We start from the raw sequence: 26889 nt of genomic DNA, 5'->3' as shown, positions 1-26889 counted from the left end.
AGGAGAAAACAACGATGTGTGGCATTGTAGGATATATTGGAAAGCGAGACGTACAGCCGATTCTGCTGAACGGATTAAGCAAGCTGGAGTACAGAGGGTATGATTCCGCTGGGATCGCGGTACTAGAGCAGGATCAAGTCAAGATTAGCAAAGCGGAAGGACGTCTGGCGAACTTATCGGGTCAGCTGGAAAAGCAGCCGTTGAAGGGATCGATGGGCATCGGGCATACGCGATGGGCTACACACGGCAGACCGTCGGATGTCAACTCCCATCCCCATACGGATATGTCGGGTAAATTCACTGTCGTGCATAATGGTATCGTGGAAAACTATATGGAGCTGAAAATAGAGCTGGAGCAAAAAGGCATCACTTTCACTTCCGAGACCGACACCGAGGTGATTGCTCACTTGCTTGCCGAGCATTACGAAGGCGACCTCTTCACCGCCATGCTTGCGGTCATTCAGAGACTGCAGGGGTCTTATTCCCTTGGTGTCATGACAGAGTATGAGCCGGATAAGCTTGTCGCGGTCAGACAATCGAGTCCGCTTGTGATTGGTGTGGGTCAGGGAGAATACTTCATGGCTTCGGACATCTCTGCGCTTATTGAGCATACCCGTGAGGTCTATATCTTGGAGGATGGCGATTTGGCCATCCTTACACAGGAGGGTGTCTCCATCACGAAGGTTGAGACAGGAGAGCCTGCGACGTGTAAGCTGCTGCATATTGATTGGAGCGCAGATCAGGTCGAGAAGGGGCCGTTTGAGCACTTCATGCTGAAGGAAATTCACGAACAGCCGTTAACGCTGCGCAATACGATGCTGGGGCGCATTAACGACCAGAACGACGTGATTTTTCCAGAATTGGCGCACGCAGCAGGCGCGTTCCAACATGTGGATAAAATCTTTATCGTAGCTTGCGGCACCGCCTACCATGCCGGACTAGTCGGCAGCACGGTCCTTGAGAAGCTAACGCGAATCCCGGTGCAGTGCGATATCGCATCGGAATTCAGATATCGTGACCCGATTATCACGGAGCGAACGCTCGTCATCGTTGTGAGCCAATCTGGGGAGACAGCGGATACGCTTGCTGCTCTGCAAGAGAGCAGAAGGCAAGGCGCTAAAGTATTGGCGATTACGAATGTGCCAACCAGTTCTGTTGCGCGAGATGCGGATTATGTCATCGCAACGAAAGCCGGTCCAGAAATTGCCGTGGCATCGACCAAAGCGTATACTGCTCAGCTGCTCGCCTTCTATTTGTTCAGCATTTACTTGGCCCAGGAAAGACAGACGCTGACTACCGAGCTTCATACGAAGCTGATCCAAGGCTTGAAGGCCCTTCCCGTTCAGGTGGAGAAGGTGCTGGAAAACGCCAACGAAGTGAAGCTGTATGCGGAATCGATCAAAGATGCGGACAGCCTATTCTTTATCGGAAGAGGCTTGGACTACGCCGTTGCGCTGGAGGGCTCTCTTAAATTAAAGGAAATCTCTTATATCCACTCGGAGGCTTATGCAGCTGGAGAGCTCAAGCACGGCACATTGGCGCTGATAGAGAAGGATACGCCAGTGATTGCCCTGGCTACACATATGGACTTGTACGAGAAAACAGTTAGCAATATTAAAGAAGTTAAGGCTCGTGGCGCACATGTCATGGGGATTACGGTGGAAGGCAATGTGGGGCTGCTGAATAGCGTCGATGAAATCTGCTTTATCCCACCGTCCCACCATCTCCTGGCACCGATATTGGCCGTCGTGCCGCTTCAGTTAATCTCCTATTATGCCTCCCTGGCTCTGGAGAACGATATTGATAAACCGCGCAACTTGGCCAAAAGCGTGACAGTTGAATAACCATCCAGAGGGGAGCTGAACCACGCATGGAAGCATTCGCTATTTTGTTAGCTGCAGGGAAGGGCACACGGATGAAGTCGGAGCTGCCCAAAGTGCTTCATCCCGTTGGAGGCGTACCGATGATCGCCCGTTTGGTGGGCAAGCTGGAAGCGATGCCGATCACGAAGATCTTGGCAGTGATCGGTCATCGGGGAGAGCTGGTGAAGAAGTGCTTGGGAGCGCGGGTTACTTACGTCCAGCAGGAGGATCAGCTTGGAACGGCACATGCCGTTCATCAGACTGAGCCTCTGCTCCGTAACCGCAGTGGCTCGACTTTGGTGCTTACGGGCGATACGCCGCTCATCCGACAATCCACCATTGAAATGCTGTTGGCGGCCCAGCGGGCACACACAAGTGCTGGTGTGGTGTTGACCGCGATCGTTCCCGATCCAACCGGGTATGGAAGAATTATCCGAAATCCTACAAGCGGCGAAGTTGTCGATATCATTGAAGAGAAAGACGCAACGGCTGAGCAGAAACGGATTAACGAAATTAACACAGGGATTTTCTGTTTCGATAATGAAAGCTTGTTTCAAGCGCTCCCTGGCGTTTCCAATCACAATGCGCAGAAGGAGTACTACTTGACCGATATCGTGAAGGTCATGCGACAGACCGGTATTGCCGGTGGCCAGAAGAAATTCGAGGCGATGATCCTCGACGATCCGACAGAAGTGATGGGGATTAACACCCCTGAACAATTGGAGGAGGCGAATCGAGCCTTTTATGAACATATGGGGATTTTTGCCTAACAAGTGATAGGGAGGAGAGCTGATATGGGAGCTATTTTCGGTACAGATGGCGTCAGAGGAGTTGCCAATCGCGAGTTAACGCCAGAGTTGGCTTTTGAATTAGGGCTTATTGTTGGCTACATGCTGACGCGCGGCTGTGAAGGTAAACGGCCGACCGTTGTCATAGGACGGGATACCCGTATCTCCGGGTATATGCTAGAAGCAGCTTTGGCTGCCGGGTTGTTATCCGCCGGGGCGGATGCCGTAAGGCTGGGCGTTCTACCGACGCCAGGTGTGGCCTATGTCACACGGCAATCAGGCATGGATGCAGGGGTGATGATCTCCGCGTCTCATAATCCGGTGGAGGATAACGGGATTAAATTTTTTGGCAGGGACGGCTTCAAAATGCCGGATGCGTGGGAAGCGGAAGTCGAGAGCCGCTTACAGGGTGACGAGCATCGGAATTTCCGCCCTACGGGAGCGGGTATTGGCATCCTGCGTGATGATCCGCAGGGCGCTCAGGACTATGTGAGCTACGTGAAGTCGACGGCTGCGACACCGCTGTCGGGATGCAAAATCGTGCTAGATTGTGCGAACGGGGCGGCTTCCTTCCTGGCTCCACAGCTATTCGCGGAACTGGGAGCGGAGACTATTCTATTGCATCATCAGCCAGACGGTTTAAATATTAATCAGGATTGCGGCTCAACGCACCCAGAGCATTTGCGTAAGGCCGTGCTGGAACAGGGGGCTCATGCGGGACTTGCGTTCGACGGTGATGCGGACCGGCTGATTGCGGTTGATGAACGGGGCGAGATTCTGGATGGGGATCACATCCTCTATATCCTTGCCGCTCGACTGGCCAAGCAGGGACGTCTGAGTCAAAACATGGTCGTTTCTACCATCATGAGCAACCTTGGCTTTCATCAAGCGCTGCAAAGCATCGGTCTCGATTCGTTAAAAAGCAAGGTCGGAGACCGGCATGTTATGGAAGCGATGCAGGGTGGCGGCTACAACTTGGGCGGTGAGTCTTCCGGACATATCATTTTACTGGATCATTCCACGACAGGGGATGGCCTGTTATCGGCCGTTCAACTCCTGCAGGTCATGCTGCAAGAAGGGAAGCCTTTGTCCGAACTGGTGTCCCCTGTTGTCAAATACCCTCAGCTGGTGGTTAATGTGCGTGTGAACCATAAATCCAAGCTAGAAGGCAATCGTCGCATTGATACCGTCATCCGTCAGGTGGAAAGTGAGATGGCCGGCCGTGGCCGTGTATTGGTACGGCCTTCGGGCACGGAATCACTCGTGCGTGTGATGGCGGAGGGACCGGATGAAAGGGAGTTGTCCGGTTATGTGGAAGGCATTGTAGAGGTGGTAAAGGAAGAGCTTGAATATAGCGTGGTTTAATCCGTTCGTCCCTATGAGAAAGACGATTGTATGCTTGATTCTTATTCAAATCGTAACAAGCGTTCCATTATTTTTTCCGGTGTACTCGCTTAACACGGAGCTTGGGGTGCAGGTCAACGGGGAAAAGATCGTCTTTACGGATGCCCAGCCCTACATCGATGAACAGACGAGTAGTACGATGGTGCCGGTAAGGGAAATTGCTGAAAAACTAGGTGCTAAAGTGGATTGGAATCCTTCCCTGGAACAGGTAACCTTTCGCGATCAGCACGCAACAACATCATTGACCATTGGTCAAAAGATTGCTTCGGTTGACGGTAAGCAGGTGGAATTAGACGCTCCGGCTGTCCTGAAAAATGACCGAACCATGGTTCCGCTGAGAGCGGTTAGTGAGAGCCTCGGGGCCGATGTCGATTGGGTGGGAGAACGGAATTTGGTACTAATCACTTCGGCGGATAAAGCACAAAGGTCCACTTGGATCTGGGACAGCAAGCTGATTGAGACGGATGGTGATAGCATCCTCGCGTTTGCTGCGAAGCAAAAACTGACTGCCATCTATCTGCGCTATGAAAAAACATACCCGGCTCAGGATGTTTACCGTAATTTCATACGCAGAGCGAATGAGCAGGGCATCAAGGTTGAGGCGCTGGCTGGCCAATCGGATTGGATCTATGAAGATAAGCATATCTATATCAAGCAATGGATTGCAGCGGTTACGCAATATAACGCTTCGGTAGGTGCTATCGAACGCTTCCAAGGCTTCCATTTTGATATTGAGCCCTACACATTGGGCCTGTGGAAGACTAATCAAACCTGGGTGCTCGAACGGTGGATGGCTACGATCAGATTCATTGAATTGGAAGTGAACAACACGGATCGCAGCATGACGATGGCCTTCGATATTCCCTTTTGGATAAACACGCTTACCGTTCCGGGATCCAGCTACTCCTTTAGCGCGTGGCTGCTGGAGAAGGCGGATAGTGTCGTCATTATGGCTTATCGGAATAAGGCACTCGGCAGCAACGGCATCATTGCCGTTGCCAAATCGATCATTTTAGAAGCAGCTACACTGAAGAAACAAGCGGTTATTGCCGTGGATACGCTGTCCAGTAAGGAAGCCGATTATACGACCTTTTATAAGTCGAATTCTTCACTTATGGAGTCGGAATTGAAACAGGTCAAGGAAGGCCTCTCCCCTTATCCGAGCTATATCGGCATCGCTATCCATGATTACGTGAGGTGGATCGACCTATTGAACGCTAATCGCTGAGCGGGTTCGATGAACTAGAAGGAGGAGGATGCAAAATGAAAAAAATAGGCTTGATGATCTCTCTGTTGGCTGGTGCGGCGATCGGTGTCTCAGGAATGGCTTTCGCTTTCACAGGCGGCCATGAGACGGCTGGCACCTTTCAGGAATCGTCTTTACCGGGTGGAGGCCTTGAGGTTCCTCATAATGATCGGATTCATCTTTCTACCGATAAGCAGTGGATCTCTTCGGAGGGCCACTTGTCGGATCTCATTCGACTGCAGTGGACGAAAGACCGAGCGAAGCCGGCCATCGCTTGGCTAGATGAGAATGGTAAGGACAAGGCGGCTATTATCGCTCATGCCAAAGCGAATAACCCGGAGCAGCATGATCATAATCATATGTCGTTTGAAACAACAATGGCACCTGATGGCAAAAATCCGAATGAGCTGTTTACGCGTCTGGAAATTCCATTCGACCAGGATGTGGCTGAAATTCGGACGCATTCCTCTAATTTCAATGTGATGGACGGGATTTTAAGAGTTGCCGGAACCGGTGGGGTCAATCGTGATCTGACTTGGGCCAAAGCGGATGCGGGGAACGTGACGACGCCACGCTGGGCAATGCGTGCAGATAACTCCGAAGAAACCGGAGGAAATGCCGGCTCCAATCTGCAAATTATCCGTTATTCGGATGATGGTAAAGCACTGGACAATCCGTTAACCATCAATCGCAGCAGCGGCAATATCGGCATTGGAAACTCGGATGCCAAGACCAAGCTTGATGTTAGTGATGACAGCATCCGCATCCGAAAATCGATGACGCCAGCCTCGGCGACTGCGCCCGGAGAAGTGGGGGAGATGGCGTGGGATGATGGGTATGTCTATGTGTGTGTGGCACCTAATACATGGAAGAGAACAGCACTATCTTCGTGGTGAAAGTAATTTCTTTAAGTCCTCTATTCCATAGAGGGCTTTTTTTTGAGGGATAAGCGGGGGACGCCTTGTGCGACGCGGGATCTGACGGAATGAAGTGCGCTTACTTTGCGGCTTTTTGTCACTTTTTGTAAGCGGTGTCATGCAATTCCTAGTGTGTAATATAAGAAACACAAGTTCGTATACCCCCTTAAAATGGAAAAGATTGTAGAAATCTATGAGAGGATCATAGAAAGGTGTGAACCGTTTGTGACTTGGAAAGTGTTGATTGCGGATGATGATCCGAATGTGAGAGAAATCATCCGGTTATATTTCCGTCAGCAGCTCATCGAATTAATCGAAGCCCCTGACGGTGTCGCGGCCCTGACCATTTTAGCAGAAGTAAAGCCTGATATTGTGATTCTAGATGTGATGATGCCGGGGCTCGACGGTTATGAAACGTGCCGTGAGATTACCAAGCGTTATGATGATGTGCCGGTCATTATGCTGACCGCGAAGAACGATGAGTTTGATCGGGTGCTAGGCCTTGAATTAGGTGCCGATGATTATATGACCAAGCCCTTCAGTCCGAGGGAGCTAGTGGCGCGGATTAAAGCGATCTTTCGTAGAATGCAGAAGGGACAGCGGGTTATTGAGGTAGATGCCCCCGTCCAATATGAGTTTGATGATTTGGTCATTCATGTGGCTCGCCGAGAGGTGCTCGCGGGGAGTGTGAAGATTGACATGCGGCCCAAGGAGTTTGAACTGCTCGCCTTTTTTGCGAAATCTCCGGGCGACGTGTTTACAAGGGAACAGCTGCTGGAGCAGGTGTGGGGATATGATTTTTTAGGCGATATGAGAACAGTGGACGTTCATATAAAAAAACTTCGTGAAAGATTAAGCCCGTGTCATCATGTTTGCATTCATACGGTTTGGGGAGTGGGCTATAAATTTGAGGTAGCTGCATGTTCCTAAATGCAAATAAAAGCATTCTCCGCAAAATGCTAACCAGCTCCATCGTTACGGTGCTTCTGGGGCTATGTGCGGTGGGGCTCGTTATTTCGATATTTGCCAAGGATTATATCGTCGACTCCAAAAGTAATGAGATGATCCGGCAAGCCAAGCAGGTGAATCTCGCCATTCAAAATCAGACGGAACCGAGTGATAGATTTAAGGAGCAGCTGCGCTTTTTCGATGAAGCCTTTGATTCGCGTATTTGGATATTTGATTTGAATGGAAACATCGTTACTACCTCCTCAAAGGATGAGGTGAACGTAGGCAAGGTCATCAGCACGGAAGTGGTAAACCAAGTCCTGAATGGTGAACCCACCATATGGAATCAATCTGAAAGTTTTAAGGAAGGCATGCTTTCGATTGCCGTCCCATGGGGAAAAGACAACGACGTATACGGTGGTATCGTTCTGCATTCGCCTCTTAAAGGGATGAATGAGACGATCACTCAGCTGAGAGAAACCATCCTTTGGGTGACCCTGCTCGGTATCTTCTTTTCATTTGGTGTATCCTTCTATTTGTCCTGGTCCATTAGCCGACCTATCCAACAGATCGACAAGGCGGCAGCCAAGATTGCCATCGGTGATTACAGTGAGAGAATTCAAATCGATTCCAAGGATGAGATTGGTGAGCTTGCGACAACCATTAATCACATGGTGGAGCAGCTTGCACGCGTTGATCTGGAAAAGAGACAGCTGAATCAGCTGCGGCATGACTTTTTGGCTAATGTTTCCCATGAGCTGCGAACGCCGCTTACGGCGATGCGGGGTTTTTTGGAGGCACTTCAAGATGGTTTAATCGAAGAAGGAGCGCGGGATAAATATTACGATATCATGTACAACGAAACCCTACATATGAACCGACTAGTCGATGATATTACCGACTTAATGAAGTTGGAAAATAAGGAAATCGATCTTGTGTGGTTGCCAGTCGATGTTCAGGCGATGATGTCCAAGCTGGCCTTTAAATTCCAACCGGAAGCAGAACTTCGCGGGACAGTGATTCACTGCCTCTTGGATGAAAATTCGCCACAGGCTCACGCCGATCCGGATCGACTGGAACAAATTTTAAATAATTTGATCAAAAATGCCGTTAAGTTCACCGAGAACGGAACAATCGAATTAAAGGCGATGGCCGTTCCATCGGAAGGGTGTGTCCTCATCACGGTAACCGATACGGGAATCGGTATAACACCGGAGGATCAAGGGCTCATCTGGGAGCGCTTCTTCAAAGTGGAGCGAGGCAGACCCGTGAAGCATAAAGGCTCATCCGGTCTGGGGCTTGCCATTGTGCGAGAGCTCGTCGAGCTTCACAATGGAAGCATTCGCGTGCAAAGCGATCTGGGGATCGGAAGCGCCTTTGAGGTCAGAATTCCGCTTTATGAAAACCGTCCGTATGTGCAGCCGTTGGCAAATTTAGCTGGTGTTGGATAGCTCGTATCCATCTATTAATAGAAAGCCGCAGAAAGGAGGGTTCCTTTTCTGCGGTTTTCTGCTTTATGTTGTATTTGAAGTGGACTAAATAGTTAGAAGGCGCCAAAAGCACCCGATTATAGGGTGTTTTTTTTATATAGGACAGGTTCGCTTTAGATTTTGTGAAGTGCTATGTAGAACCCAACGGCAATGTTAAAATGAAGGAAATGGTTATCTTTAGTATTGGGAGGTTATTCATGTTTTCCTTTGTCCGTCTGCTCTGTTCTTCTTTCCTTCAGTACAAGCTGCAGACTGCGCTTCTGTTGGCCGCTCTCCTTGTTGAGCTGGCCTTCGAAACGTTCATGCCACTCAGCTACAAATTCATTATTGATTTGGCTATCGTTCCGCAGCAGTATAACTTGCTTCTTCTGATACTTTCCTTCATGGTTTCCGGCGCTCTCGCATCTGTCGTGGTGGGTATGTACCGTGATCGCATGTTCGCAGGTCTCGGCTCCCGCATCGTGACGAATTACTATAAGCAGCTCTTTGAGAAGCTGCAGAGCCTTTCTACCGACTTTTTCCATCGAATTCATGGGGGAGATATCGTTTCCAGATTCAATAATGATCTCATTTCCATCGATACGTTTATCAAGCTGATTCCCTACGCGTTTTTATCCATACTAGGGCTTGTCTTGAACGTAGGCGTGCTATTCGTGCTGCAATGGCAGCTTGCGCTGCTTGCGGTGATCGGATTGCCGCTCTGTCTGATCGGACCGAAATTATTCGGGTCGAAGGCTTATGATGCCAGTTATCAGTTGAAAGAAGAGCAGGCCGGCATCGCTACAGCTGTACAGGAAAATGTGAGTGCGCAACCGGTCATTAAAGCGTTTGGGCTTCAGCCGTTAATGATTGGACGCTTTGCCGATCGTATGCTGCAATACGGGAAGTTATCGACCCGATCCAGCTTCTTAAGTTTCCTGATCGACCGTACGACCAATATGGGTACGATGATTTTGAACTTGATGACGATTTGCGTGGGATCAATGCTCGCTTACTTCGGCATCCTCTCTATCGGTTCGCTGCTCGCCTTCAGCGCGATTCTGCTCAGCCTGAGCTACTTGGTTGCGGCTATAACCTGGCTTGCGCCTCAATTTATTGAAGCGACATCCGGTATGCAGCGGGTCCGTGAGCTGCTCGATGAGCAGCCAAGCGTTCCCAGCAATGATCAAGCCGAGCATCTGCCTCATTTTGAACATGACATTGAATTTCGTAGTGTCACGTTCGCTTATAGCCCCGAGCAGCGCAGTTTGAACGGCATCAGCCTGACGATTCCCAAAGGCACCTTTGCTGCATTCGTTGGAGCCAGCGGCTCTGGTAAAAGCACGATCATTAACTTGCTGATGCGCTTCTATGATCCGCAGATGGGATCGGTGCGCTACGATGGAACCGATATCCGTCAAATTGCGTTGCAATCACTCCGATCTCAAATCGGCATCGTGTTTCAGGAAAGTTTCCTCTTTCGATCTTCCATTCGTGAAAATATTCGCCTTGGCAAGCCGGAAGCTAGCGACGAGGAAGTGATGGAGGCAGCACGTTTAGCCGAAATCCACGAATTCATCATGAGCCTTCCCGAAGGGTACGATACGGATGTCGGCGAGCGTGGCGGACGTCTGTCCGGCGGTCAGCGACAACGTGTCGCGATAGCCAGGGCGATCATTCGTAACCCGGCCATTCTTATCCTGGATGAAGCGACCTCGGCGCTTGACCCGGCGACAGAGGCGGCAATCAACAAGACGTTACAACAAATAACTGCCACCAGGACAGTCATATCCGTGACACACCGACTTGCGTCAGCAGAGCATGCCGATTGTATCTATGTGATGCATCAAGGCGAAGTTGCTGAGCAAGGCAGTCATCAGGAATTACTAAAGTTGCCGGAAGGACGTTATAAACAATCGTGGACGAAGCAGAATGGCTTCGATATTAGCGAGGACGGCTATCACGTAGAGATTAGCTCGGGAAGGCTGAAGCTATTTCCGATTTTTTCAGAAATGGATGAATCGTTATTACGGGATATATCCCACTTTTTCGTTACGGAATCGTATGCCAAAGAACGGACGATCATCCACGAAGGTGATCTGGGGGATAAGTTTTACATCATTGTGAGGGGTAAGGTCGAAGTATTGAAAAGAAACAGTGCAGGAAACAATGATCGGGTTGCCGTGCTGTCAGACGGCGATTTCTTTGGGGAAGTGGCTTTACTTCGCAACATTCCCCGAACCGCTACGATTCACACGTTATCACCGGTCGTCTTTATCACGCTGCAGCGTGAATTTTTCCAAGACTTAATGAAACGCGCTCCTCATTTGACATCATTCTTGGAAGCACGGTCAAAATGAATGACTCGAATGGAATCCAGCAATCGCTGCTCTTTAGCAGCGATTGCTACTTTATCTTTAAATTCCGGGCGGATGAGATGCGCCAGCGGCTGTTCGACCTCATCGTAGTACCGGAAAGCGTCTAATGCCTGAGCATCCCATGCATCAGCGTATAGCAGCAAATCGCCGGGCATCACTCGCGTTCGATCGGTGCCTTCCTCTGGGAAGCATTCAAAAGGTTCATCCACATTCAGTGAGCCGTAATCGTCGGTAAGCTGCTCCCCAGGGTGAATGTCACGGACCGCAATTTCAATTTCGTATGCGGTTCCAATACAATTGGCATGAAAGCTATGGTTTACATAACGGCCATTATCCCAGCAAAGGATGTACTTCCCCTCCTGATTGCGATAGGAGTATTTCAGAACGAGCTTCTTTCGGTCTTCCTCGAGCGCTTGTACCGTTTCTGTTTCCAGAATTTGATCCAAATCATCGAGTGCCCAAGTAATCGTCCCTTTGGGAATGAGTCGGGTAGCGAATACGCCAAAGCCAATCTTGTCATCAATGTAACGTAGTTCCGTATGTGGATGCATCATATTCTTACACTCCCAATTGAAAATCGACAGTATTTGTCGTTTATTAATATATTACTGATTAACTTGTAGATTCCTGCTTTTATATTAGCTAAAAGAAAAAAGCTACTTTCGCAGCTTCGCCTGCATCCTTCAGCGTTTTCCCTTTAGAAAAGCATGATGATAATCTCCCAATATAAAAAGCCAGAGAAGACTTCCTTCTCTGGCTTTATTACTTCAGCGCTGCTCTTTTCCAAAATCACGGACCAACAGTAATGCTCCCGACACCCCCGCTTGAACTAGGAGTAAAAGTCCAAGTACCAACATTAAATAAATAATTTTGCCCATTGTTGTTATCCCAAGTACCGCTGCCATTATTGAAAACAGCTTCTAATTGGGAAGCCGTGCCAATATTAACGGTTATTTTGGCATAACCGCTTAATTCCGAGTTAGGCATGGCGATTCCGGGTACAGCTGTCCAAGTACCGCCTGCGGGGCGGTAGTGGATGAACGGTGTCGTGAAGCCTTTTTTGTAGTAAACGGTAACGGAGTTGCCCACAGGTATAGGATTGGTCGTTACACTAATAGCTGCGCTGTCAGCGGACAGATTACCCGCCGCATCATAAGCTTTAACGGTATAACTATAAGCCGTGTTAGCTATTAAACCAGAATTGGTATAGCTGGTGGTAGCCGTTGTAGCAATTTTCACGCCATTGCGCCAGATCTCATAGCCTGTCACACCAACTGTATCAGTGGAAGCTGACCAGCTCAGGGAGATGCTTGTATCCGTTTTACTCGTGGATGCCAGATTTGTCGGAGTGCTCGGAGCTGTGGTGTCAACGCCTTGTGGTAGACCCGCTGTAATATTCCCAACTCCGCCTGTAGAGCTAGGGGTGAAAGTCCAAGTGCCGACATTAAATAGGTAGTTTTGGCTGTTATTATTATCCCAAGTGCCGCTGCCGTTATTGAAAACAGCTTCTAATTGGGAGGCAGTGCCAATAGTAATGCTAATTTTGGCATAGCCGCTTAATTCGGAATTCGGCATAGCTGTTCCTGGAGCTGTTGTCCATGTTCCTCCCGCTGGACGGTAGTGAATATATGGCGTTGCGTAGCCTTTCTTATAGTAAACGGTAACAGAGTTGCCCACAGGTGTAGGATTTGTCGTTACACTAAGAGCTGCACTGTCAGTGGATAGATTTCCTGCCGCATCATAAGCTTTTATTGTATAACTATAGGCTGTGTTAGCCGTTAAACCTGAATTGGTATAGCTCGTGGAAGCTGTTGTAGCAATTTTCACACCATTGCGCCAGATCTCATAACCTGTGACACCAACGGCATCTGTTGAAGCTGACCAGCTCAAGGAGATGCTTGTATCTGTTTTGCTCGTGGAAGCTACATTCGTAGGAATGCTTGGTGCGGTCGTGTCGATCCCTTGCGGCAATCCTGTAGTAATTGTACCTGCGGCACCATTATTACCAGGTGTGTAAGTTGAAGTACCTATGCTGAAGAAATAGTTCTGTGAGTTATTGCTGTCCCAAGTGCCGCTGCCGTTGTTAAATGCGGCTTCCAGTTGAGTTGCTGTACCGATGTCGATCGTGGTTTTGGCGTAGCCGCTCAACTCAGAGTCTGGAATGGCTTTCCCAGGTGCTGTTGTCCATGTACCCCCTGCTGGACGGTAGTGGACGTAAGGGGTTGTGAACCCTTTTTTATAATAAAGAGTCACCTTATTTCCTTCTGTGTTATCGTTGCCATTTTTCGTGTGATTAATGACATACTGCTTGAAGCCAGCCATATTGCCATTTGCCGAACCATCACTATTAACGAGATTAGCAAGTCTCAACAGCGTGAAGCCGTTGTATCCCCATGACATGATTTTTTCTTCGATTTTTTGAAAATTGCCAGTTGGCAAAGCATTCTCACCGTTTAGTCGAACACCAAGGTTGTTGGCAATGGAAGAGACGTTATCTACCAACGTAGAAGGTTTCGAGTAGGCTGGAGCACTGCCATCATCGTTCATTTCCAAAGCGGTAAATGTCAGATCCAAATTGTTGTCTTTAAATTTCTGTATCAGTGTCGTGTAGTTGTAATAACCTGCGGTGTTTTCAGCGCTGTGGGGAGCAGATGGATTGTTGTACTGCCAGTGGAGACCGGAAATTTTGGCGCCGATACGGACACCAAATACGGAATCGAAGTTGGTATGCGCTGCAGCTGCAATGACACCAAGATGGTTTTCAAGCACACTTTGGTACCAGGTGAGGAAATCTTTGCCGTACGTTGAATTGTATCCACCAGTGGAGTAGAAGGTATCACCGTCACTTGGAGGGTTGATTTGGCTTGTGCTGGTTAAGGATAAGTTCCAAGCTTGGTTGACACCGTTCAATGAGCCGTATTTCGTAATCATGGCATTTCGAAAAGCATTCTTAGCTGTATCTGTATATACTTGAAACTTCCCTCTTGCAGGGTAGCTCCAGCCGGCCGAATTGTAGTAGGAAGGATAGCGGAGTTCACCGGAAGGCCCAGCGCTTAAATAAATTTTGGGGATGATGGACTTATAGCTTGTGAAATTGGCAGCAAACGAGGCAAATAATTCATTATACTGCTGTCCGATACCACTCCAAAAAGGTGAAATGGCTTCATTGTTTACATAACCAGTTTCACTTTTGTACTTCATTTCATCAGCGGTACCCTTGCTCCACAGCCAAGCTGGAATCGGTATATTGCAGTCATCCCCGGGATTCCCGCCGCAAGTATGTGTGGATAAGATCGGTACCCACTTAAGTCCGGACTGACTAACAATATTGGCATACGTCGTGTAGTAGCTCCAGTCAAATTGATTATCGCCTGCGGCTTCCACATCGCCCCACCACACATCGGTGGTCAAGGCGTAAACGCCATTATTTTTTAAGGTAATTAATTGATTTTTAAAGGCATTCCAATCAGTGATTTTCGTCAATGGAGCCATAACTGAAGCTTTGAAATCGCCCGCTACATCAGCGGAAGCCGTATTCGAGTTGCTGAACAAGCCGAGAATTGTGCTGAAAACCAAGAAAAATCCTAATACAAGTATGCGAGCTTTCCTCCAAGCGATCGTAGATAAACTCAATTTTACCATTCTCCTTTTTGTAGCGATTTGTGGGGCTGGTGGATAAAAGGGCCTTCGAGTAGTACATGAAAGAGTTGGAGCCACATAAAAAGGAGGGCGTATGCCGGTCATCGTGTAGGTGTGTTGGAGATGGTGAAGCGCAGAGTTTTGCAAACGTTTGCGGTTTTATTCTAAGCGATTTCCTTGGGTTTTACAGTGGAATTTATTGTTAAAATAGGTTGACTTTGTTGATGGTAAAAGCCGGACGTTCGAGTTTATAAGAATAATTCAGCCATAAATGAGGCCATACAGCCTTATGTTTACTACGCAGCGAATCGTGGCATTATGGAAGGAGATACGGCCGCATTGCATATCAACTCCTATTGATTTATTGGGTGATTGAGTAACAACTTTAATTCAATATGAGCAGAATATTTAATGTTCGTAGTGATAAAACGAACAAGCGTTCGACTTCAACGCTTTTATGAACCCTTTCTTTCTAGGCGTGACAAAGTGGGCTTTACTTGCATACAGTTAGTATTGTGCTAAAGAAAGTAATACACTCCGAAAAGTGCGACAATATTCGACCAAAATCACAGAAATCTCAACTTTTTCACTTTCTTCCACTTTGCATGAAAGCCACAATCTGTTAGTATATAAAGAAAGACGATAGATTTAGTAAGGATTAAAAGGAGGCACCTTTTCATGGAAAAATTGATGCTTGATTCTATAGATGAAATGACGCATCTGGATCAACTCGAGGCTGAAGCGATTTATATTATTCGAGAAGTAGCGGCGGAATGTGAAAATCCCGTAATGCTGTATTCGATCGGGAAGGATAGTTCCGTGATGCTGCATTTGGCGCTGAAAGCATTTTATCCGGAGAAGCCGCCATTTCCTTTCATGCATATCGATACAACGTGGAAGTTTAAAGAAATGATTGAATTCCGCGATCGTAAAGCCAAAGAATTCGGAATTAAGATGATTGTTCACTCCAATCAGGAAGGGATTGATCAAGGGATCAACCCGTTCGATCATGGTTCCGCATATACGGATATTATGAAAACCCAAGCCTTGAAAGAAGGATTGGACAAATACGGATTTACAGCTGCATTCGGCGGCGGAAGACGTGATGAGGAGAAGTCGCGTGCGAAGGAGCGGATTTTCTCATTCCGAAATAAGAACCATGCCTGGGATCCGAAGAACCAACGACCAGAAATGTGGAAGCTTTTTAATACAAGAATCAATAAGGGCGAAAGCACCCGCGTATTCCCAATATCCAACTGGACGGAAAAAGACATCTGGCAATACATTCGCAGAGAAAACATTGATATTGTGCCACTTTATTTTGCCAAAGAAAGACCTGTACTCGAACGCGACGGACATCTCATCATGGTTGACGATGATCGCATGAAGCTCGAACCGCATGAGAAAATTGAAATGAAGAAAATGCGCTTTCGTACACTAGGCTGCTACCCTCTTACGGGTGGAGCCGAATCGGAAGCGAATACGATAGATGCCATTATTGAAGAAACGCTTGGTGCGGTCTCATCCGAACGGACAACGCGGGTAATTGACCAAGAAGCAGCGGGAAGTATGGAAAGACGTAAACGGGAGGGTTATTTCTAAGATGAAAAGTCTGCTTAAATTTATTACTTGCGGAAGTGTAGACGACGGAAAATCCACCTTAATCGGACATATGCTATATGAAGCCAAGCTATTATTCGCCGACCAGGAAAGAGCGTTAGAGCTGGATAGCAGATTAGGCAGCCGCGGCGGCAAAATTGACTATTCCTTGCTTCTAGATGGGTTACTTGCAGAGCGCGAACAAGGGATTACGATTGATGTGGCTTATCGGTATTTTACGACAGACCACCGTTCGTTCATCGTAGCGGACACACCTGGACACGAAGAATATACCCGTAACATGGCCGTAGGAGCATCTTTTGCGGATCTGGCTATCATTCTTGTGGACGCCAAGAAAGGGGTTATTACCCAAACCAAGCGCCACACTCGGATTTGCGCACTTATGGGCATTAAACATCTTGTTTTAGCTGTGAATAAAATGGATTTAGTGGGTTTTGATCCTAAAATATTCGATGCAATCAAACAAGAATTCTTGCAGTTGACTGCTGAGTTCAACTTTGAAAGCATTCAGGTGATCCCTGTTTCTGCCACAGAAGGGGATAACATTACGAAAAAATCGCCAAATACTCCTTGGTACGAAGGCCTTGCCTTGCTGCCATATTTGGAAAATGTGGACGTTCATCAGAACGACAATGCAAAGCAATTTATGATGCCGATTCAGCGTGTATGCCGTCCGGATCATACATTCCGCGGTTTCCAAGGCCAAATTGAGGCTGGGCGTATCGCAGTTGGCGATGAGCTGACAACGTTGCCTAGTCATGAGAAGGCGAAAGTCAAACGGATCCTCGTGGGAGACCAAGATCGTGATTATGCCTATGCTGGACAGCCCGTAACCATTCAATTGGATCGGGAAGTCGACGTTTCGCGGGGCTGCGTATTCACGAAGGATAGTCAGCTTCAAGAGGCGGACCGTTTTAGTGCTACGATTCTTTGGATGGATGATTCTGTACTGACGCCAGGCAAGAACTATCTGGTCAAAGTAGGAACGAAAATCCTGCCAGGTACCGTAACGGCCATTACGCATAAAATTGATGTTAATACGGGAAAAACGGTGCCAACCGATCATATTGTCAAAAATGAATTGGCCAAATGTGAGTTTTCATTATCTGACGCTATCGTTATTGATTCTTTTGAACAAAATAAAAGCATCGGCGGATTTATTCTGATCGATCGTGTCACCAATATGACATCGGCTTGCGGAGTGATTGAGAAAATCCTTCAAAGCTCCGACATTGCTGTACAGTTAGATACGGAAATCACCAGAGAAGTTCGTGCTCAGCAAAAAGGTCAGAATCCTTTGACCCTTTGGTTCACTGGTTCGGTTTCAGACCAATCGGCCCTTGCGAAGGAAGTCGAAAAACGTTTGGTATCGACAGGCCACCATACCATGTTACTGGGGAATGGCCACGGAGAATCGTTGCAGCGATTAGCAGAAGTTGCGAAATTGATGAACGATGCTGGACTTATTGCATTAGTATCGAATGATTCCCCGAACGTTAACGGCCGAGAAACCGTGCGAGACATCATTGGCAAAGAGTATATTGAAGTTTACGTAAACGGATCGTTTGCAGGCGGCTCGAGCACAAGTGATATATCTGGGAACCCGGAAATCGAAATCGATGCAAGTAAGTCATCAATTGAAGAAGCTGCAAATTATGTCGTGAAACGGATTATCAAATATTTAATCAATGAGAGTAGTCGTGGGCAATTCCTTAATTTCTAATTCGAACAAATCCCTACATCACAATGAATCGTGATGTAGGGATTTTTTTGTGTCCGCGGCTGACTTTAACGTAAAAGAGAACGTTAGGACTCGTTATTTAAGTTTGATTTAAGTAATCTGCATTATGATTTACATATGTCAGGAAGCGATAATACTTTTTGGATAATAGTCAGATGATTACTACTTAATATACGAGGAGTGTTAATTTATGAAAAACAAAAACCTGAAAAGCCTAAGCGTCATTACTTTGGCCGCATTACTTAGCGTAGCCGCCGTGGGGTGCTCTAACGCACAAGTCGGCAGCGAGGACGCTACTGCTACTGCAACGACACAAACAGCAAATTCGACCGTGTCGTCAAGTGCGAAGTCAACAGCTGCATCAACAGCAACGTCAACAGCGAAAGCTTCCGTTCTAGACAAAGCGGAATTATTCAGTGATCGGGATTTAGAACAGTCGGCGGATCTTGCAACTGCCACACCAATGAAATTGGAAAGCAATCAAGATGTGACACTAAATAAGGAAGGCATTTATGTTTTAAGTGGAGAGGTAGAAAATGTGACGGTAGTGGTCGATGCTGCCGATGATGCAAAAGTTCAAATCGTTCTTGACGGTGTCAGTATAACGAATGAAGATTCACCTGCTATTTATGTGAAGGCAGCGGATAAAGTATTCGTTACATCTACTGGCAGTAAGAACCATATGGAGGTTTCCGGAAGCTATGTGGCGGATGGAGATACCAATTTGGATGCAGTCATTTTCTCTAAAGCAGATATGACCCTGAATGGAACCGGAACTTTAGACATTGTATCGAAAAAAGGTAATGGTATTTCTTCAAAAGATGACCTCAAAATTACTGGAGGCGTGTATACCATTCAGTCATCTGCGGATGCTATAGAGGCCAATGATGCCATTCTGATCAATGATGGAACGATTACAATAGATTCTGATAAGGATGCCCTGCATAGCGAAAACGATGAGGATGCTTCCAAGGGGTATATCTATATTGAAGGCGGCACATTAACGATCAACGCTGCCGATGATGCCATCCGAGGCAACAGCTTTGTTCAAATCGATGGCGGCATCATTAACATAAAGACGAGTGAAGAAGGCATCGAGGCCAATAATATCAAGATAAATGATGGTCAGATCACTTTGTATGCGAATAATGATGGTATAAATGCCTCACCAAAAGTCAATTCTGATGTAGTGATTGAAGTCAATGGCGGTACCATTGATGTTAGTATGGCTAGCGGTGATACGGATGCATTTGATTCAAATGGTAATCTCTATATCAATGGAGGAACCATTAACGTAAAAGCAGCTTCCGCCTTTGACTCAGATGGTACAGCTCAATTTAATGGCGGCAATGTTACGGTCAATGGAGCAAAAATCACTCAAATTACCCAATCACGCGGCGGTGGAGGCGGCGGTGGCGGTAGAGGAATGCGCCAATAGCAATAGCAAACGGAAAAGATTAGCCTCAGAGATAATGCTCTGAGGCTTTTTATTATTCCACCGTTCGATTCAGAGAAGAGTTCTCCTCATCCCGGAGTGGATATGTTAAGATTTATTGGACTGTGAAGTACGCTACAACGAACGGAGGACTACTCATCCACACTTTTATTTATATTGTCATAGTCCTCTTTTTTGGGTTTGGAGTCTTAAACGAAGGTTATCTCTACGAGTTAAATTACTTAGTCGCCACTACCTTTTTGCTAGCTGCATGGCTGATCGTCAGCTTTACTCTGAAGCAGCTGCGCCTGCATCTCATGCATTTGTTTGTCGTGGTTCTCGTTTTATTTTACTGGGCTAGTGTGTTTATCGCGGTGGATAGGGAACAGGCTATTTTAGAGGCAATTAAAATCACGGCGTTACTGCCATTTTCACTTCTCATCTCCAATCTGACCCAAGAACAAGTGATGAAACTGTTCAGATGGATGCCATACATGGGGGCATTTCTCGTTGTTGTAGGGGTAGTCTTTCAGATGGAAAGACAGAACCGACTGGAATCGACGATCGGCTATGCCAATACGCTAGCGATTTTCTTGCTCATTTCTTTATTATTGACTCTCTTTTTTTATATCCAAAATGCTCGTAAGGGTGACCTCATTCTAATGGTGATTCAAGCATGCGGGCTGCTGCTTACCTTTTCCAGATCAGTCTGGGTGCTTTGGTTAGTGTCATTAGCCTCACTTGCCTTATTTCTAGAGTTGCGAAAGCGAGACATTTGGCTAAAAATAGTGACTGTCCACCTGACGAGTTTTATAGTGACGGCGCTAATGAAAAGGGATATTTTGTTTTTCTGGTCAAGGGTTAAATCGATTCAGCCCGAAACCTCTGAGTTCCGGTTGAGACTCGTTTATTGGAAAGACAGCATCCTGATGATTCGTGATCATTTTTGGTTAGGAGCAGGTGGAGGTGGGTGGGGTGTGCTGCAAAATCAGTATCAATCAGAGGCTTATTTTGTTCGCTTTGTTCATAATCATTATCTCCAGTTAGCACTCGACATCGGTGTTGTGGGAGCATTACTATTCATTGTCGGTATCCTGTTCTTCTATTATAGGAGTTCTATTCTGTTAAAAACGATGGAGGCTTCGGGCTCAGACTTTTCCCGTCTATGGATGAAGGGAGTTATGCTTATAAGCACGGTGCTACTGCTTCACGCCGGGTTTGATTTTGACTTTAGTTTCCTAGTCATCTTTGCCGTCTTTCTCGTGTTTATTGCGTTCGTGATGGAACAAATCCCAGATTCATCCCTTATAAGGTGGGATCCAACGAAGATGGTAAAAGCGATGCTATTGATTACTTTGGTGGGAATGTTACTGTGTACGAGCTGGGTTGCAGTAGGGAAATATATTCAGACGAGTGGCCGGAACAGCGTTGCTGCGGGAGACACGGGATCGGCGATTCAAGCCTATGAGAATGTACAAAAAATGCTTCCATGGTCAGCATCTGTCCATTATGACGCGGCGAAGATGTATGTGATACGTGGTAACCAGACAGGAAATAGGAATGATTATCTATTAGCAAAGTCTCAAATCGAACAAGCGATTCATCGCGTACCTGATGAGGTAGTGTACAAGCAGTTAAATGATGAACTTTATCAAAAATTGATGAAGGAATAAAATGGTTAGCCTAGATGATTATATCTTTTATGGTATAATCATTTTTGTTATATGACCCTATTACTATTAAAGAGGTGGCTCACTCGTTATGACGTCTTGGAAACCTATTTTCCAAAAGATTAGCCTTGTATTATTTGTAATATTTATTCTCCAAATTAGTTTGCCGACGGTTTCGTATGCGTTTTCAGGTTTTTTTGGTTATTCGGCGCAGGACGGGAAATTACGAGGATACGTCTATGTGAAGGATCCTACTAAGGTAAAGGTGGATGTAATTCAGAATGGATCCGTAACTTCCATTACTTATGATGGAGATAAGGTGAAGGAATCCAATTTTTACAATCCTTACTACTGGTATGATGACCTGAATCAAAAGTTGAAAAATGTGAATATAACGCCATTTGGCTATATATCCAGCACGGCTCCTACGAAGATTGTTGCGTCGGATGGTCTAACCTCGCAGGAATTTACCAAAGTTGTAGATGTAAACGGGGATGTCCGTTATTTTGGCGATAATACTAGACTTGGGTATTACCGTATTTCAGGTAAGCAGTACTTATCGGCTTTAGATGCAAATCATGCGATAGCACCATATAGCGATCTTGTTAGTTTTACGCCTGCTAGTACTGACTCCAATGCTATTCAACTAGATTTACCAAAGGTTGATAATCAATCCGTTATTGATTTTACAAAACTTGCGGTTTCAGATTTTAAACTGCGTGATGACACGACAGGTAATAGTCTGACCATAACCAATATCAATAGAATTTCAGGATATGAGCAACTTGTGCAACATCCAAATATATATTTAAATAGCATCGTCACCCTAGAAACATCGGAGATTATGATAAAGGATCATAGCTATACGTTGAGTTTATCTTCTTCAAGTAGTGGGAATGAGTTAAAACTGCCTGTCGAAGGAATATATTCGTTTGATCTTACTCTGGGATATGTAAAAGGGCAATACACCGTTGAAAAGGGCAACGAATACTTCTTCGAAGGTCACAATGCTACTTATTTTGATAATGTCCAGCTCAGAAGTGGTCCACAGTTAAAGACGAACGCTGAATATATGGCTGTTGGTCAAGAAATTGATTTTAAATTATTTAATAAGTTTGCTGATGGCTCATCAGAGGAAGCTACGAACTATGAGATTGTCTCATTGGTTTACTCTAATCCAGCACAGAAGGCTATTTCTTTTGATAGTACGACCAAGAAAATTACAGCCCTTAATCAGGGGGTAGCAACATATGTTTTGATATATAACAGTGTACATTATTCCTTTAATGTTACGGTTTCTGCTTTAAATGTAGGCGGAGGAGGAGGAGGAGGACCAGTTCTAGTCCCAGGAACAGGAGGGGGAGGTTACTTCCAATTCTCATTTGAAGATCAAGATCTAACACGTGGCCAAATCCATCCAAAGATATCTTGGGCGACTTCTTCGGAACCAAACTATTCCGGCTATGAACTAACCTTTTCAGACATAAATAAAGCGGCAATCGGGCAATCAAGAAGTGTGACAAAGCAAGAAGCCATAAATAATCAATATAAAGTGGATATACCAACTAATACTTTACCGTCAGGTGCTGTATTTGTGAACTTGTTCCCGAAGGATTTATCGGGTCAAATAGGATCAGAAGTATATACTACTCAAATCTATGACAATACATCCAATAGCCCAATCCTGCTTGGTGGCAATTCAACAATACCAGCGCCTGTGTTACGGGATGTATCTTTTAAAGATCAGGATACAAAACTAGGAGATCTGGCAGGAACAGTCCTGTGGTATGACGCTTCCACGGAACCTTCACCTGCCACGTCCTTCAGCCTCTATTTTGTAGATGCTAATAATGCAAAGTTGAAACCCATTGCAGAAATTCCGAAAACAAATTTGAAACGAATCTTTCAAGGCGTAGACCTGCCGAGTTACGAAGTCATATTCCCTAATGGCTATTCGATGCCAAGTGGAGCGCAAAGAATCGGTATTTATGGCAAGAATGAGCAGGGCGAGAGTTTGCATGGGGCATATTTCGGATTTTGGGATATAACAGCAGGAACTTTAGGAAATGATTACTTCGAAGATGCCGATAATCGTGCCGGTCATATCAATGGCACGCTACGTTGGACGCCGATGCTGAATGAAGCCAATATTGTAGGCTATGTGGTGCATTTCCTGGGCACAATATTCGACCCTCTTGGCTCCACCTTTGCACAACTGAATAAAGGTCAACAGCAGTATAGTGTTTCTGTGCAAGAAGATCAAATTCCGGCTAATGCCAAGCTAATTGAACTACGAGCACGAAATGCAGACGGACAAGAATTGCCTGTGGGCCGATATACAATTGCGGATAATGTGTTGGGAGAAGTACCTAGCTCCAGATTTGTTGAGCAGCTACCTGGGATTATTCAAACTCGAAGTACCGATCTTGATGGTGAAGCTGGAGAAATTGGAGGAAACTTATATTTCTTTGCTGATTATTCTACAGTGAATACAACGATTTCACGTTATGATGTTTATTTTACGAATGATCAATTGAAGAAAATCAAACCTATCCTGAGCATGCCTAGGAATAATATAGGTGAGTACCAAACCAGCATTCCTATGAACACCCAAGTTCCAGTCGGTGCAACGAAGCTTGCCATTTATGGCGTTACTCCAACGGGAGAGAGCCTGCCGACAACCATAAATTTAGAAGATCGGATCTACAGTCCTTCTCTCTTGCCAACACAGATTAACATCACAAATAATAAATCAGGAACGGAAGATACGATTACCATAACGGGGCTGCAAGAATATGATGTTGTGAGTGTGTACCGTGATGCGAATTCGTTAACTCCATTTTTGACAGGTTCAGTTTTGGGGCAGAATGCTTCTTCCATAACATTCATAGTTCCTCAGCTAGGGACAGAAGCAGGGAGTTTGTATGTTGCGCTTCAGCGCAATAATGGCACTAGAAGCCTCAAAGTGAAAAAAGATTACGATAAGGAACCTGCACCCGCTGGCGGCGGTGGAGGTGGAGGCGGAGGCGGTGGCCCGGCTGAATCATTCAAATGGGATATCGTCAATCAAAATGGTAACATCCGTATTACATCTAGCGTAGATGCTGTTCAATTGAAAAAACTTGCAGAAGAACAAGCTAAGTCTGGGAATCGGGAGATTACTATTGATGTCAAGACCAACGCAGATGGATATGACTTCCAAATCACGGCAGGTTTATTAGAAGAAGTTACAAGTAAGCAGAAAGACGCTGTATTAGTTTTCAATACAACTGTAGGAACAGCCTGGATTCCTTTTGCTGTACTTCAAGAAGCAGTTGATGCGCATGCCGGGACCGATACTATGAGCCTTAAGATCAGTGTGGATGGGCTGAGGGCTGCAGAACAACAAAAGTTGGAAAAAACGATCGCTTCTAACGGCGGATCAAGTGTAGGAAAAGCTTTATCCTATGAACTCACGCTGATGGATAGTAATAAAACAGTTGCGAACATAGATACGTTTTCCGAGTTTGTAGGGCATGTGATTCTTTTGCCGAAAGATTTGAAACTGAATCCTGGCGAAAAGCTTAATGGCGCTGTTTGGGATCCTAGCACTAACACGCTAATATCTGTCCCAATGAGCATTACCTTAGATAAAGAGGGCAAACCCGCCGTCGCAACGCTATGGCGTAAAGGCAACTCGATTTATACCGTGTATAAGGCAAAAAAACAGTTTGCAGATGTGCAAGATGACTATTTTGCCAAAGCAGATATTGAGTCGCTAGCAGCTAGCGGTGTTATTCAAGGGTTTGAAGATGGCTCCTTCCGTGCGGAGTCGAGTGTAACCCGTGCAGAGTTTGCAACCCTTCTAGGTAGAGGTCTGGGCTTGAAGACAGCCACCAGCGCACTTAAAGATTTTACGGATGTGAACGATAAGGATTGGTTTAGTCAGGCTGTCTATACGGCTGTAAGTGCAGGCCTTATCCACGGCTATGAAGATAGCACTTTCCGTCCAACGCAAAGCATTACACATCAAGAAGCGATCACGATGATCAGTAATGCCCTGAAATTTATTAATGCTGCTACGAAGCTTAATGAATCGGACCGTGCAAAGTATGAGCAGCGTATGAAGGAATTATCCTTGCTAGTAGATGAGTGGGCAAGTGACGCGACAGCATTGGCTTTAAAATCGAATATTTTGAATGCATCGAATGGATTCTCTTTTGAAAAAGATGCGGCTACAACCCGTGGACAAACGGCAATATTGCTTAATAAACTGCTCCAGAATGCGGCTTGGCCCCTGAATTAAACAAACAAAAGCACACTTGATGTCCAAGTGTGCTTTTGTTTGCATTCTCTCCTTATTTCGGAGATCATATAAGAAATATGAGGTACATACAACCTACGGAGGTCGACACATGCAAAAGTGGCTCAAAACCACGCTTATTTCACTTCTTTCCCTTGTTCTTATACTCGCAATGGCATTTCTAATTTATGTATCTAATTATTATCATGCCATTGACGTTTCCAAGGACGCCTTCGTAAATGAAAAGACGATCACAACAGATGGAAAGCTCACCATTCTTTCGCCTTCTACGACGAGCGAGACGGGTTTCATTTTCTATCCCGGCGGGAAGGTTGAGCATATTGCTTATCTACCCATGTTGGAGAAATTACGTCAAAATGGCATCACCTGTGTGCTTGTTGAGATGCCTTTTAACCTTGCGGTTTTGAATAGTAATGCCGCTGATAACGTGTTTGGAAAACTTCCCGAAATCAAAAACTGGTATATCGGTGGACATTCACTAGGTGGAGCCATGGCAAGCAATTACGCTTCTAAGCATCAAGATCAGATCAAGGGGCTTATCTTACTTGGCGCCTATATTTATGGTGATATTCCGCTGGAAAATGCGCTAACCGTGTATGGCTCGCTTGATGGTGTTTTGGACAAATCGAAGATAACCTACAAAGAGAATGTGTTCGTTATCGAAGGTGGCAATCATGCGCAATTTGGAAATTACGGCGTTCAAAAAGGCGATGGAACTGCGACGATCTCAAGTGAACAACAGCAGAAGGAAACCGTTAATCACATCATTGAATTCATTAAAATGAAGGAAATATCATAATGAAAATCGAACTCGACAACACAACCATAGACGTCAACGTCCAATATGCCATTCGCAAAAAACTATACATCCACATTGATGACACGGGCTTCATCACGGTCAAAGCTCCCAACGGCACCAGTCAGGAGCAAATCATTCAGGCTGTGCAGCAACACAGCAAGGCGATCCTAGACAAGCTCAACGCCATCACCAAAGCACGGCAACCCATCCCCAAAGTCAGAGAATATGAAGACGAAGGCAAGTTCCTGCATCTCGGGAAATATTATTTCCTCCACGAGTTAATTGAAACGAATGGTCTCACGCAGGAAGAGTTGAAAATCAACCTGAAGAAGTTCTATTTCGCGAGCTGCAAGAAGGTTGTAGCGGAACGGATCAAAACCTATCAAACTCAGCTTAAAGTCAAACCTAAGATGATCGAGATCGATGAGTCGAGAACGAAGTGGGGGAGCTGCAGCTCGGACAAAAAGCTAACCTTTAATTATCGACTAGCCATGGCACCGGTCGATGTGATCGACTACGTCATCGTTCACGAGCTATGCCATCTCCTGCATATGAATCATGATCGCTCTTTCTGGCGACGTGTAGGCAGTATAATGCCGAATTTTAAAGAAAAGGAAGCCTTCCTAGCTCGGTACGGACAGGCGATGACGTTGTAAGCATGGCCTCACCC

Annotated in this window: 17 protein-coding genes; 15 read left to right on the top strand and 2 right to left on the bottom strand. The window is 46.1% G+C overall.

Translation table 11 applies throughout. The features are described from left to right. Positions 1-14: 14 nt before the first annotated feature. From glmS to ACSQ8O_RS35135, 8 genes are all read left to right on the top strand, one after another. Entirely contained in the window at positions 15-1844 is a 1830-nt protein-coding gene (gene glmS / locus ACSQ8O_RS35170; protein WP_436245505.1) for a glutamine--fructose-6-phosphate transaminase (isomerizing), read from the top strand. Between the two features lie 26 nt (positions 1845-1870). Beyond that, complete coding sequence (locus ACSQ8O_RS35165; protein WP_436245504.1) at positions 1871-2632, top strand: NTP transferase domain-containing protein; 762 nt, start codon at positions 1871-1873, stop codon at positions 2630-2632. 24 nt (positions 2633-2656) lie between these two features. Further along, complete coding sequence (glmM, locus tag ACSQ8O_RS35160; RefSeq protein WP_436245503.1) at positions 2657-4015, top strand: phosphoglucosamine mutase; 1359 nt, start codon at positions 2657-2659, stop codon at positions 4013-4015. After that, the gene (locus tag ACSQ8O_RS35155) at positions 3996-5282 is read left to right on the top strand and encodes a copper amine oxidase N-terminal domain-containing protein (protein ID WP_436245502.1); all 1287 of its coding nucleotides are present in this window, start codon (positions 3996-3998) and stop codon (positions 5280-5282) included. The genes glmM and ACSQ8O_RS35155 overlap by 20 nt, the downstream gene beginning before the upstream one ends. Before the next feature lie 35 nt (positions 5283-5317). After that, positions 5318-6196, top strand: a complete 879-nt coding sequence (locus ACSQ8O_RS35150) for a hypothetical protein (protein ID WP_436245501.1) — start codon at positions 5318-5320, stop codon at positions 6194-6196. 192 nt (positions 6197-6388) lie between these two features. After that, positions 6389-7147, top strand: a complete 759-nt coding sequence (locus tag ACSQ8O_RS35145; protein ID WP_082595345.1) for a response regulator transcription factor — start codon at positions 6389-6391, stop codon at positions 7145-7147. Beyond that, complete coding sequence (locus ACSQ8O_RS35140) at positions 7138-8616, top strand: ATP-binding protein (protein WP_436245500.1); 1479 nt, start codon at positions 7138-7140, stop codon at positions 8614-8616. The genes ACSQ8O_RS35145 and ACSQ8O_RS35140 overlap by 10 nt, the downstream gene beginning before the upstream one ends. A 236-nt stretch (positions 8617-8852) precedes the next feature. Further along, entirely contained in the window at positions 8853-10994 is a 2142-nt protein-coding gene (locus ACSQ8O_RS35135) for an ATP-binding cassette domain-containing protein (RefSeq protein WP_436245499.1), read from the top strand. Here ACSQ8O_RS35135 and ACSQ8O_RS35130 read toward each other — a convergent pair. Next, entirely contained in the window at positions 10958-11566 is a 609-nt protein-coding gene (locus ACSQ8O_RS35130; protein ID WP_436245498.1) for an SET domain-containing protein, read from the bottom strand. The two genes, ACSQ8O_RS35135 and ACSQ8O_RS35130, sit on opposite strands and share 37 nt — an antisense overlap. Before the next feature lie 235 nt (positions 11567-11801). Beyond that, a complete protein-coding gene (locus tag ACSQ8O_RS35125) occupies positions 11802-14588 on the bottom strand; it encodes a family 14 glycosylhydrolase (protein ID WP_436245581.1) in 2787 nt (928 codons plus the stop codon). A 741-nt stretch (positions 14589-15329) separates the two neighbouring features. On the opposite strand from ACSQ8O_RS35125, the gene cysD reads away from it, so the two are divergent. The 7 genes from cysD to ACSQ8O_RS35090 all read left to right on the top strand — a co-directional run bounded on the left by cysD (position 15330) and on the right by ACSQ8O_RS35090 (position 26875). Further along, positions 15330-16253 (top strand): sulfate adenylyltransferase subunit CysD, encoded by a 924-nt coding sequence (cysD, locus tag ACSQ8O_RS35120; protein ID WP_253074980.1) that lies wholly within the window; start codon positions 15330-15332, stop codon positions 16251-16253. Position 16254: 1 nt separating this feature from the next. After that, positions 16255-17994: a GTP-binding protein gene (locus ACSQ8O_RS35115; protein WP_436245497.1), complete on the top strand. Its 1740-nt coding sequence runs from the start codon at positions 16255-16257 to the stop codon at positions 17992-17994. Positions 17995-18202: 208 nt separating this feature from the next. Further along, a complete protein-coding gene (locus ACSQ8O_RS35110) occupies positions 18203-19450 on the top strand; it encodes a carbohydrate-binding domain-containing protein (RefSeq protein WP_436245496.1) in 1248 nt (415 codons plus the stop codon). A gap of 122 nt (positions 19451-19572) precedes the next feature. Next, positions 19573-21120: an O-antigen ligase family protein gene (locus ACSQ8O_RS35105; RefSeq protein ID WP_436245495.1), complete on the top strand. Its 1548-nt coding sequence runs from the start codon at positions 19573-19575 to the stop codon at positions 21118-21120. An 88-nt stretch (positions 21121-21208) separates the two neighbouring features. After that, positions 21209-25402: an S-layer homology domain-containing protein gene (locus ACSQ8O_RS35100; protein WP_436245494.1), complete on the top strand. Its 4194-nt coding sequence runs from the start codon at positions 21209-21211 to the stop codon at positions 25400-25402. Between the two features lie 109 nt (positions 25403-25511). Next, positions 25512-26219 carry an alpha/beta fold hydrolase gene (locus ACSQ8O_RS35095; protein ID WP_436245493.1) on the top strand — a complete coding sequence of 236 codons (708 nt, stop codon included), beginning with the start codon at positions 25512-25514 and terminating at the stop codon, positions 26217-26219. Continuing rightward, a complete protein-coding gene (locus tag ACSQ8O_RS35090; protein ID WP_436245492.1) occupies positions 26219-26875 on the top strand; it encodes a M48 family metallopeptidase in 657 nt (218 codons plus the stop codon). Before ACSQ8O_RS35095 ends, ACSQ8O_RS35090 begins: the two co-directional genes overlap by 1 nt. Positions 26876-26889: the final 14 nt, after the last annotated feature.

The organism is Paenibacillus sp. LjRoot56 (assembly GCF_964253335.1).
Classification (GTDB): Bacteria; Bacillota; Bacilli; order Paenibacillales; family NBRC-103111; genus Paenibacillus_E; species Paenibacillus_E allorhizoplanae.
The sequence above is the reverse complement of the archived record's forward strand: the minus strand, read 5'-3'. Positions and strand labels throughout refer to the sequence as shown.